Source organism: Streptomyces sp. C, assembly GCF_000158895.1.
In the GTDB taxonomy this organism is placed as follows: Bacteria; Actinomycetota; Actinomycetes; order Streptomycetales; family Streptomycetaceae; genus Streptomyces; species Streptomyces racemochromogenes.
This window is the reverse complement of the sequence record NZ_GG657750.1, coordinates 3,034,032-3,045,281: the sequence shown is the minus strand read 5'-3', so window position 1 is coordinate 3,045,281 and position 11,250 is coordinate 3,034,032. Positions and strand designations below refer to the sequence as shown.

Annotated in this window: 9 protein-coding genes and 1 pseudogene; 9 read left to right on the top strand and 1 reads right to left on the bottom strand. The window is 72.3% G+C overall.

Annotated elements, in window-relative coordinates; translation table 11 throughout:
- Positions 1 to 262: pseudogene (locus tag SSNG_RS42065) on the bottom strand (MFS transporter); the annotation flags it as partial.
- A gap of 96 nt (positions 263 to 358) precedes the next feature.
- Between SSNG_RS42065 and SSNG_RS13595 the strand changes: the two are divergent.
- From SSNG_RS13595 to SSNG_RS13555, 9 genes are all read left to right on the top strand, one after another.
- Positions 359 to 1,327: a LysR family transcriptional regulator gene (locus tag SSNG_RS13595; RefSeq protein ID WP_007264407.1), complete on the top strand. Its 969-nt coding sequence runs from the start codon at positions 359 to 361 to the stop codon at positions 1,325 to 1,327.
- A gap of 105 nt (positions 1,328 to 1,432) precedes the next feature.
- A complete protein-coding gene (locus SSNG_RS13590) occupies positions 1,433 to 2,812 on the top strand; it encodes a nitrate/nitrite transporter (protein ID WP_007264406.1) in 1,380 nt (459 codons plus the stop codon).
- 127 nt (positions 2,813 to 2,939) lie between these two features.
- Entirely contained in the window at positions 2,940 to 4,097 is a 1,158-nt protein-coding gene (locus tag SSNG_RS13585; RefSeq protein WP_007264405.1) for a uroporphyrinogen-III synthase, read from the top strand.
- 9 nt (positions 4,098 to 4,106) lie between these two features.
- Entirely contained in the window at positions 4,107 to 4,655 is a 549-nt protein-coding gene (locus SSNG_RS13580) for a GNAT family protein (protein ID WP_007264404.1), read from the top strand.
- A gap of 97 nt (positions 4,656 to 4,752) precedes the next feature.
- Complete coding sequence (locus SSNG_RS13575) at positions 4,753 to 5,334, top strand: ABATE domain-containing protein (RefSeq protein WP_042800971.1); 582 nt, start codon at positions 4,753 to 4,755, stop codon at positions 5,332 to 5,334.
- A gap of 85 nt (positions 5,335 to 5,419) precedes the next feature.
- Positions 5,420 to 5,950, top strand: a complete 531-nt coding sequence (locus SSNG_RS13570; RefSeq protein ID WP_007264402.1) for a GNAT family N-acetyltransferase — start codon at positions 5,420 to 5,422, stop codon at positions 5,948 to 5,950.
- Between the two features lie 137 nt (positions 5,951 to 6,087).
- Complete coding sequence (locus SSNG_RS13565; protein WP_042800970.1) at positions 6,088 to 8,394, top strand: UvrD-helicase domain-containing protein; 2,307 nt, start codon at positions 6,088 to 6,090, stop codon at positions 8,392 to 8,394.
- Positions 8,395 to 9,015: 621 nt separating this feature from the next.
- On the top strand, positions 9,016 to 10,449 hold the full coding sequence (locus SSNG_RS13560) for an NAD-dependent malic enzyme (protein ID WP_007264400.1): 1,434 nt from the start codon (positions 9,016 to 9,018) through the stop codon (positions 10,447 to 10,449).
- Positions 10,450 to 10,769: 320 nt separating this feature from the next.
- Positions 10,770 to 11,051 (top strand): HU family DNA-binding protein, encoded by a 282-nt coding sequence (locus SSNG_RS13555; protein WP_007264399.1) that lies wholly within the window; start codon positions 10,770 to 10,772, stop codon positions 11,049 to 11,051.
- Positions 11,052 to 11,250 lie beyond the last annotated feature (199 nt).

Here is an 11,250-nt window from a genome sequence, read left to right as displayed (position 1 = left end):
CGATCATCATCACCGCGCTGACCCCGAACATGCCCATCGGCAGCCGGGCCAGCAGGTTCCCGGCGGTGAACCCGCGCGTGCCGGGGCGGGTGAAGAGCCGGGCGTACGGGCCGCGGGTGCGGGCCGGAACCGCGGCCTGGGCGGGGACGGGAGCCGGAGCCGGGGCGGGGGCCTGGGCGGGACGGGGCGACGGGGCCGGGGACGGGGCGGCCAGGACCAGGGTGCTGCCGGTCACGGCCATCAGCGGGGATTCTTGCGGCATGCACCGAGCCTGCGGCCCGCCCCCGGCCCCGGTCCAACACCTGTTCCGGGCCCATTCACGCGCCCACGTTGTGAATCTCCGGGTTACCCTCCGGGGATGACCGCCCGTGACGTCGACCCCCGCCTGCTGCGCGGCTTCCTCGCGGTCGCCGAGGAACTGCACTTCTCCCGCGCCGCCGCCCGCCTCTACGTCGCCCAGCAGGCCCTCAGCCGCGACGTCCGCCGCCTCGAACAGGCCCTCGGCACACCGCTGTTCCTGCGCACCACCCGCGCCGTCGAACTCACCCCCGACGGCGAGCGCCTGCTGCCCCACGCCCGCGACGTGCTCCGCGCCCACGAGGAACTCGCCGCCGCCTTCGCCGGACCGCCCCGCGCCCTCCTCGTCGACATGAACACCGACGGCCCCAGCACCGGCCGCCGCGTCCTCGAACGCGCCCGCGAACTCGCCCCCGGCTGCGAACTGATGGCCCGCTTCGAGAGCGGCCTCACCCACGCCGCCACCGAGATCGCCGCCGGACGGCTCGACGTCTCCTTCGGGTACGCCGCCGGATTGGCACCCGCCCTGCGCGCCCGGCTCGACCACCGCCCCGTACGCCACGAACCCCTCGCCGTCCTGCTCCCCGAGGACCACCCGCTGGCCGCCCTGGACCGCGTACCGCTCGCCGCGCTCGCCGGCGAGAGCGTGTACGCGGGAGCCGGCAACCCCCGCACCCTGGAGTGGACCGGGCTGGCCCGCGAACTCTTCGCCGGCCGCGACATCGCCGTCGCCCCGCCCGCCCCCGTCGCGATGGGCAAGGAGGAGTTCGGCCGCGTCATGGCCAAGACCCGCAACCCCGTCCTCGCGACCGTCGGCTTCCTCGACATGCCCGGCAGCGCCAAACGGCCCCTCGTCGACCCCGTACCCCTCTCCCCGCTCGCCATGGTGTGGCGCAAGGGCCTCGACCACCCCGGCCTCGACGCCCTCCACCGCGCGGTCTCCGAACTCCAGAACGCCGGCGGCTGGCTGGAAGTCCCTCCGGACAGCTGGCTCCCCGCAGCGCTCACACCCGGCCCGGACGCCGGGTGAGTGCAAGGTTTCCCCCCGGTCATCCGGCGGGGACCGGGGCCGAAACGCGCCGTTCCTAGCCTCCTCACCACAGAGCACGACAGCTGTGGAGGGTGGAGGCGTGTGATGACCGGTACGACGACCGCACCGCGCAGGGGAGGCCGCTGGATCGAGCGGTGGGAGCCCGAGGACGAGACCTTCTGGCGGGAGACGGGGGAGCCGATCGCCCGCCGCAACCTCCTCTACTCCGTCCTCTCCGAGCACATCGGCTTCTCGATCTGGTCGCTGTGGTCCGTGATGGTGCTCTTCATGGGCCCCCAGTACGGCATCGACCCGGCCGGCAAGTTCTTCCTCATCGGCACCGCCACCTTCGTCGGCGCCCTCGTCCGCATCCCCTACACCTTCGCCGTCGCCCGCTTCGGCGGCCGCAACTGGACCGTCGTCAGCGCCCTGCTCCTCCTCGCGCCGACGATCGCCGCCCTCGTCGTCATGGAACCCGGCACCTCCTACGGCACCTTCCTGGCCGTGGCCGCCCTCACCGGCGTCGGCGGCGGCAACTTCGCCTCCTCCATGACGAACATCAACGCCTTCTTCCCGCTCCGCAAGAAGGGCTGGGCCCTCGGCCTCAACGCCGGCGGCGGCAACATCGGCGTCCCCGTCGTCCAGCTCGTCGCCCTGCTGGTCATCGGCACCGCCGGAGCCGGACACCCCCGGCTGCTGCTCTGGACCTACCTGCCGCTGATCGTGCTCGCCGCCGCACTGGCCCTCGTCCGCATGGACAACCTCGCGCCGGTCCGGGGCGACGGCGGCGCCGTCCGCGAAGCCGCCAGGGACGCCCACACCTGGATCATGGCCTTCCTCTACATCGGCACGTTCGGCTCCTTCATCGGCTACAGCTTCGCCTTCGGGCTCGTCCTCCAGACCCAGTTCGGACGCACCCCGCTCCAGGCCGCCTCCCTCACCTTCATCGGCCCGCTCCTCGGCTCCCTCGTCCGCCCCGTCGGCGGGGCACTCGCCGACCGCTTCGGCGGCGCCCGGATCACCCTGGCCACCTTCGCGGCGATGGCCGCCGCGACCGGAGTGGTCCTGCTGGCCTCCGTACGCGCATCCCTGCCGGTGTTCCTCGTCGGCTTCGTGGCGCTCTTCGCCCTCAGCGGCCTCGGCAACGGCTCCACCTACAAGATGATCCCCGGCATCTTCGCCGCCAAGGCCCTCGCCCGCGGCCTCGACGGCGAAGCGGCCGCCGCCCACGGAAGGCGGCTCTCCGGCGCCTCCATGGGACTCATCGGAGCCGTCGGCGCGCTCGGCGGCCTCGCCATCAACCTCGTGTTCCGCTCGGCCTTCCTCGAATCCGGCTCGGGAACGGCCGCCTTCGCCACCTTCCTCGGCTTCTACGCGGTGTGCTGCGCGGTCACCTGGGCGGTATACCTTCGCCGGCCCGTCGCCGCCCCGGCCCCCGCCGCCGACGGACAGGGGGAGAAGAAGCCCCAGCTCACCTCGGTGTGAGGCACGACCGAGGTGGTTGCGGGCCGGTTAACTGGCCCGAAATACGGTGGAACCGAGCCTGACACGACGCGTTGGCAGGCTCGGAACATCCCCGACGCAAACCTTCTGCGCAAGGCAGGCAACCACGATGGACGACGCTACGCACGGCCCCCTGGCCGGATTCACCGTCGGAGTCACCGCCGCCCGCCGGGCGGACGAACTGATCGCCCTGCTGCGCAGGCGCGGAGCCGCCGTCATCCACGCCCCCGCCCTGCGGATCGTGCCGCTCGCCGACGACGGCGAACTGATGGCCGCCACCAAGGAACTCGTCGACAACCCGCCCGACGCCGTCGTCGCCACCACCGCCATCGGATTCCGCGGCTGGATCGAAGCCGCCGACGGCTGGGGCATCGGCGAACAGCTGCTGGAACGGCTGCGCACCACCGAACTGCTCGCGCGCGGCCCCAAGGTCAAGGGCGCCGTCCGGGCCGCCGGACTGGTGGAAGCCTGGTCCCCGCAGTCGGAATCGTTGGCCGAGGTACTGGACCGGCTGCTGGCGGGCGGCGTCGCCGGGCGGCGCATCGCGCTCCAGCTGCACGGCGAACCCCTCCCCGGGTTCGTGGAGGCCCTCCGCGACGGCGGGGCCGAGGTGGTGCCCGTACCGGTCTACAGGTGGATGCCGCCCGAGGACCTCGCCCCCCTGGACCGGCTCCTCGACGCGATCGCCGTCGGGGCCGTGGACGCCGTCAGCTTCACCTCCGCGCCCGCCGCCGCCTCCCTGCTGTCCCGCGCCGCCGAACGGGGCCTGCGCGAAGCGGTCCTGGAGGCGCTGCGCGGGACCCGTCGCGGGCGGCGTTGCGTCGGGCCCGTCACCGCACTGCCGCTCCAAGCCGAAGGGGGTGGAAACCGTCCAAGCCGGAGCGGTTTCGGCTCGGGGCCGCTGGTGCAGGTGCTGTGCCGCGAACTCCCCGGCCGGGCGCGGGTCCTGCCCGTCGCCGGACACCGCCTGGAGATCCGGGGGCACGCCGTGCTCGTCGACGACGGGCTGCGCCCGGTCCCGCCCGCCGGGATGGCCCTGCTCGCCGCGCTCGCCCGGCGGCCCGGCTGGGTGGTGTCCCGGGCCGAGCTGCTGCGGGCGCTACCGGGGGCGGGCACCGACGAACACGCCGTCGAGACGGCGATGGCCCGGCTGCGGGCGGCCCTGGGGGCGCCGCGGCTGATCCAGACGGTGGTCAAGCGGGGGTACCGGCTGTCGCTGGACGCGGGGGAGGGCGAGGGCTGGAACGCGGCGGCGGGCGTCCGCTAGCGTGCCCGGATGATCATCAACGGGGTGGAGATGAAGGGCCTGGCGGTCGAGCACGCCGCCGGGCTGGCCGACGTACTGACGCGCAACCGGGCCGCCATGGCGCCGTACGAGCCGCTGCGCAGCGAGGCCTTCTACACGGAGGCCGGGCAGCTCGCCCGCATCGAGGGGATGCTGGAGGAGCGCGACGGGGGGCGGCTGGTGCCGTACGTCTTCGTGGAGGTGCGCAGTGGTGCCGTCGTCGGCGCGATGAACCTCGGCAGCATCGCGCTCGGCCCCCTGTGCAGCGGCGGCGTCGGCTACTGGATCGACCGGGCCTGGCACGGCAAGGGCCTGGCCACCGCCGGGCTGGCGGAAGTCCTCCGGGCCGCCCGCCAGGACTTCGGCCTCCACCGCGTGGAGGCGCAGACGCTGATCGACAACCACGCCTCCATACGGGTCCTGGCCAAGAACGGCTTCACCGAGATCGGACTCGCCCCCCGGTACCTCCACATCAACGGAGCCTGGCGCGACCACCGCCTCTTCCAACGCGTGCTGCACGACGAGGCCCCCTCCGCATAACCGCCCCTCCTGCCCCGCGCGGGGGCTTCCGCTTCACGGCCGCCGACGGCACTCTGGGGAGGCGGTCCGGTCCCACGGCGACGAGGCGGTGACGGGCATGTGGTTCGACTCCGGGCGGGTCTGTCTGGACCTACTGGCGACGGACGGGCTCGAAGGAGCCGGTTCCGGATGCCGGGAAGGGCTCAGTGACGACGACGCGCTGCGGCTGTGGCTCGTCGGTGCGGGCCTCGTCCCCGACCACACCCCGCTCGGCCGGCTCGGACCCGACTGGGTGGAGGCCTTCCGCGCGCTGCGCCACGACGTGCGCACCCTCGTACGGGCCGAGCTCGCCGGCACCGGCCCGGAGGAGGAAGCCCTGGCCCGGGTGAACGCGGCCGCCGCGGGACCGCCCCCGGGCGTGTGCGCGGTACGGAACCAGAAGGGCCACCTCGTCCGGGAACTCTGCGGCGGGGTGGAGTGCGCCGGGATGCTGGCCACGGTGGCCCGGGACGCGGTGGAACTCCTCACCGACCCCGGCGACCTGGCCCTGATCCGGTCCTGCGAGGGCGACGGCTGCGCCCGCCTCTACCTGGACACATCCCGCGGCCGACGCCGCCGGTGGTGCTCCAGCGAACTGTGCGGCAACAGGGAACGCGTGGCCCGCCACCGGCGCCGGGTGCGGGAGGTGGCGGGGGCGTAGGGGCGGGCCCTTGCCCCGCCCCGGATCGCGGGCGAGCCGGCGGCGATCACGCGCAGGGGAAGGACGTTGGCCTAGGCTCGCGGCCGTGAACGACACGACACACGGCATACGCATCCGGCCCGGCGTCCTCGGGGACGCGCCGGCCGTTCTCGACATGCTCGACGGGGCCGTCGCGTGGATGAACTCCCGTGGCAACACCGAGCAGTGGGGCACCACCCCGTACTCGCAGAAGCCCGGCGGGGTGGAGCGGGTCGAGCGGTACCTGACCGAGAACACGCCCTGGATCGCGGAGCTCGACGGTGTTCCCGTCGGGGCCATGGTGCTGGACTCCGGTCCCAGCCCCCAGATGCCGATCGAGCCGGCCGGGGAGGCCGAGGTGTACGTCCGTCTGCTCGTCTCCGACCGGGCGCGGCCGGGGTCGGGCATCGGTGCGGTTCTGCTGGCGCACGCCGCCGACGAGACGCTGCGGGCCGGCCTGGAGCTCCTGCGGGTGGACTGCTGGGCGGGCGGCGGGGGCGAGCTCGTCGCCTTCTACGAGCGCAACGGTTTCACCCCGACCGAAGCCTTCCTCTCCGGTGACTGGCCGGGCCAGGTCCTGGCCCGCCGCCTCGCCTGACCCCGCGTACCGCTCTGCCGCCCCTCCCGCCCCGCCCGTACCCACCCGTACCGCCCTTCCCCCAAGACCGGCGTGCGGAGAGCCGCCGGATTCGCGTACGGTTGACGGTCGCCCATGCACGTCAGAAGGGGGCCTTGGTGGCCGCGCAGAATGCCGCTGTCGACAGCACGGCGGATTCCGTTCGCGATCGGGAGATCGCGGTCGAGCAGACGCATCTCGATCAGGTGTACCGACGCCTTGAGGAGAAGATCCACGAGGCCGAGTTCCTCATGAACGACGCCGCCAAGCGCGGCCAGGTCGGCACGCCCGGGGCGCTCGCCGAGCGGGACGCGCAGGTGTTCCGTGCCGGGATCCACCTCAACCGGCTCAACAACGAGTTCGAGGACTTCCTCTTCGGCCGGATCGACCTCGTCCTCGGCAAGGACGGGGAGCGCGGCCCCGACGGGGCGTACACCTCCGTCGAGCCCGCCGACGACGCGATCCGCGCCGATCTCACCGCCGACATCGCGGAGACCCTGCACATCGGCCGGATCGGTGTGCTCGACTCCGACTACTCGCCGCTCGTCATCGACTGGCGGGCCCCCGCGGCCGCGCCGTTCTACCGGTCGACCCCCAAGGACCCCGGCCGCGTCATCCGCCGCCGCGTGATCCGCTCCAAGGGCCGCAAGGTGCTCGGTGTCGAGGACGACCTGATGCGCCCGGAGGTCACGGCCTCCCTCGACGGCCGGGAGCTGCCCGCCATCGGCGACGGCGCGCTGATGGCCGCGCTCGGGCGGGCCCGTACGCACACCATGCGGGACATCGTCTCGTCCATCCAGGCCGAACAGGACCTGGTCATCCGCGCCCCCGCCGCCTCCGTCGCGGAGGTGGCCGGCGGGCCGGGCACCGGGAAGACGGCCGTGGCCCTGCACCGTGCCGCGTACCTCCTCTACCACGACCGCCGCCGCTACTCGGGCGGCATCCTGATCGTCTCGCCCACTCCCCTGCTCGTCGCCTACACCGAGGGCGTCCTGCCCTCGCTCGGCGAGGAGGGCCAGGTCGCGATCCGGGCGCTCGGCTCCCTCGTCGACGGCGCCGAGGCGACCACGTACGACGAGCCGCCCGTGGCCCGGATCAAGGGCTCCTCCCGCATGCTCAAGGTGCTCCGCAAGGCGGTCCGCGGCGCGCTGGAGCTGGGCGACGCGCCGGAGCGGCTGCGCGTGGTGGCGTTCGGCCGGCGCGTGGAGCTGGAGGCGCCGGAGCTGAACCGGATCCGGCAGAACGTGCTCGGCGGCACCGCCCCCGTGAACCTGCTGCGCCCGCGCGCCCGCAAGCTGCTCCTGGACGCCCTGTACGCGAAGACGGGCGCGTCCGGCCGGCACAGCGACCCGGAGCTGGCGGCCGAGCTGCGCAGCGCGTTCGACGAGGACATCTCCACCGAGGACGACTTCCTCGGCTTCCTGAACGCCTGGTGGCCGGAGCTGACCCCGCGCCGGGTGCTGGCGGCGATGGCCGACGAGCGGCGGCTGGGCCGCTGGTCGCGGCGGGACCTGAACCCGCGCGAGACGCGCCAGCTGGCGCGTTCGCTGCGCCGGGTCGGCGCGGACGGCTCCGGCCCGCTCTCGGTGCACGACGTGGCGCTGCTGGACGAGCTGAACCAGCTCCTCGGCGCGCCGGCGCGCCAGAAGCGGAAGCGGGAGCTGGACCCGCTGGACCAGCTCAGCGGGCTGGAGGAGCTGATGCCGACCCGCGAGGAGACCCAGTGGGAGCGGGCCGAGCGGATCGCGGCCGAGCGGACCGAGTACGCGCACGTGATCGTGGACGAGGCGCAGGACCTGACGCCGATGCAGTGGCGGATGGTGGGCCGGCGGGGCCGGACGGGTACCTGGACGGTGGTCGGGGACCCGGCGCAGTCCTCGTGGACGGACCCGGACGAGGCGGCGGCGGCGCGGGACGAGGCGCTCGGTTCCCGGCCGCGCAGGCGGTTCACGCTGACCGTGAACTATCGCAATCCGGCCGAGGTCGCCCGGGTGGCGGCCCGGGTGCTGGAGCTGGCGATGCCGGGCATGGAGCCACCGACGGCGGTGCGCTCGACGGGCCTGGAGCCCCGCTTCACGGCGGCCGGGGAGGACCTGGGCGCGGTGGTGCGGGAGGAGACGCGGCGGCTGCTGGAGCAGGTGGACGGCACGGTGGGCGTGGTCGTGGCCATGGACCGGCGTGCGGAGGCCGCGGGCTGGCTGGCGGACCTGGGCGAGCGGGCGGTGGCGCTCGGCAGCCTGGAGGCCAAGGGCCTGGAGTACGACGCGACCGTGGTGGTGTCCCCGGCGGAGATCGCGGAGGAGTCCCCGGCGGGCCTGCGGGTGCTGTACGTGGCGCTGACGCGTGCGACGCAGCAGCTGACGGTGGTCTCGGCGGCGGGCGACAAGCCGGGCGCGGACGGCGTGCCGGAGCTGCTGCGGCCGTGACGCGCCCCCCAGGGCCCGGCCCCGCCCCCACCGGGGCCCTCCCCGGCCCTCTCCGGTGGGCGGCGGTCGGGAGCCCTGGCGGAGCTCTGCCGGAGCCCTGGTGGAGCCCTGGTGGAGCCGCTCACGACGCGCCGTCCCGCTGACGGCGCGTAACGCCCTCCCGCCCCCGCCCGACCAGCCTCGGGCCGTTCCCGGACGGCTCGCGGCCAGGCGCGTGATCCCGGGTGTCCAACTCGCGGGAGGGGGGATCGCTTCCGGCGATCCTTTGTTAGCCTGGGTACGACACCGGCTCGATCCAAGCCCCCGGGCCCAACCTTCGTCGCTTAGAGCGACCACTTGCCGCGAGGCGAGCATGGCGGGTCGGTGTCTTAGTCGTGAACACCAGGTCCGCGCCCCCCACCGAGTGGGGGGCGCGGACCTGTTTTGTGTTAAACCACCATTCCAGGCGGCCAACTTCTCTCGTATGGTGGAAGAGTCTTTCCGAAATTTGTAGCTGGTTACCTCGTACCGGCTGGTAGGTGGGACGATCGGACAACAGGTCCTGCCCGCCCGTCCCTCGCCGGACGGTGTCGGGCCGGATCCGTGTACAGCGAAACCAGGGACAGAAGAGGAAACACGGCCATGGCAACGGCGCCCAGCGTCTCGTATTCGATGACGGTCCGCCTGGAAGTGCCCGCGAGCGGAACCGCGGTCTCCCAGCTCACCACCGCCGTGGAGTCTTCCGGGGGGTCGGTCACCGGCCTCGACGTCACCGCCTCCGGGCACGAGAAGCTCCGTATCGACGTCACCATCGCCGCCACCTCCACCGCGCACGCCGACGAGATCGTCGAGAAGCTCCGCGGCATCGAGGGCGTCAGCCTCGGCAAGGTCTCCGACCGCACCTTCCTGATGCACCTCGGCGGCAAGATCGAAATGTCGTCCAAGCACCCCATCCGCAACCGCGACGACCTCTCGATGATCTACACCCCGGGCGTCGCCCGCGTGTGCATGGCCATCGCCGAGAACCCCGAGGACGCACGCCGCCTCACCATCAAGCGCAACTCCGTCGCAGTCGTGACCGACGGCTCCGCCGTCCTCGGCCTCGGCAACATCGGCCCGATGGCGGCGCTGCCCGTCATGGAGGGCAAGGCCGCCCTCTTCAAGCGCTTCGCCGGCATCGACGCCTGGCCGATCTGCCTCGACACCCAGGACGCCGACGAGATCGTCGCCATCGTCAAGGCCATGGCCCCGGGCTTCGCCGGCATCAACCTGGAGGACATCTCCGCGCCGCGCTGCTTCGAGATCGAGGCCCGCCTGCGCGAGGCCCTCGACATCCCCGTCTTCCACGACGACCAGCACGGCACCGCCATCGTCGTCCTCGCCGCCCTCACCAACGCACTTCGCGTCGTGGGCAAGGCAGTTGAGGACGTCAAGGTCGTCATGTCGGGCGCCGGCGCCGCCGGTACGGCCATCCTCAAGCTGCTCCTCGCCGCGGGCGTCAAGAACGCCGTCAGTGCCGACATCCACGGCGTCGTGCACGCCGGCCGCCCCGACCTGGTCGACGCCGCGCCGGACTCCCCGCTGCGCTGGATCGCCGACAACACCAACCCCGAGGGCTACACCGGCACCCTCAAGGAGGCCGTGGTCGGCGCCGACGTCTTCATCGGCGTCTCGGCCCCGAACGTACTCTCGGGCGAGGACGTCGCCGCCATGGCCGACGGTGCCATCGTGTTCGCGCTCGCGAACCCGGACCCGGAGGTCGACCCGGCCATCGCGCGCCAGACGGCCGCCGTCGTGGCCACCGGCCGCTCGGACTTCCCGAACCAGATCAACAACGTCCTGGTCTTCCCCGGCGTCTTCCGCGGCCTGCTCGACGCCCAGTCGCGCACCGTGAACACCGACATGATGCTGGCCGCCGCGGCCGCCCTCGCCGACGTCGTCGGCCAGGACGAGCTGAACGCGAACTACATCATCCCGTCGGTCTTCAACGACAAGGTCGCCGGAGCCGTCGCGGGCGCCGTCCGCAAGGCCGCACAGGCCGCCCAGGCCCCCGCTGTGACGGGGCCCACGGCCTGATACCGGCGCGTCGCGGGATGCGGGCCCGGCAGGGCGCCCATAGGGTTGCGGGGATGCCCGCGTGGCCCGCGGTCCGCATCCCCCGGAGCCATCCCCCGGAGCCCATGGTGCGGACGGAGCGTCACCGCGGCGTGACTGTGGCGCTTTTCGTGTGACCCTGGCGGGTGCCGGATTGGCTTTCCCGCCGCTGGTGGGGGCAGGATGCGTAACCGGGCGAGAGGGTCTGACGTTCAGACCCGGGTCCGGGCACTGTCCTAGGGCCCTGGCAGCATCGGCTTCGATCTCACGCCTCTAAGGCAAGTTGAACACGGGAGTACAACATGAACCGCAGTGAGCTGGTGGCCGCTCTGTCCGAGCGCGCCGAGGTGACCCGCAAGGACGCCGACGCCGTTCTGGCCGCGCTCGCCGAGACCGTCGGCGAGATCGTCGCCAAGGGCGACGAGAAGGTCACCATCCCCGGCTTCCTGACCTTCGAGCGCACCCACCGTGCCGCTCGCACCGCGCGCAACCCGCAGACCGGCGACCCCATCCAGATCCCGGCCGGCTACAGCGTGAAGGTCTCCGCGGGCTCCAAGCTCAAGGAAGCCGCCAAGGGCAAGTAGTACCGCCCTTGTGCCGAGGGCCGCACAGGCCCTCGGGACGGCAGTGGTACGTAGAACGGCCGAGGGCGTATATATATCTATATATATGTATATATATGTATATATATGTATATATATATATATATATATATATATATATATATATATATATATATGTATATATATATATATATATATATATATATATATATATATATAT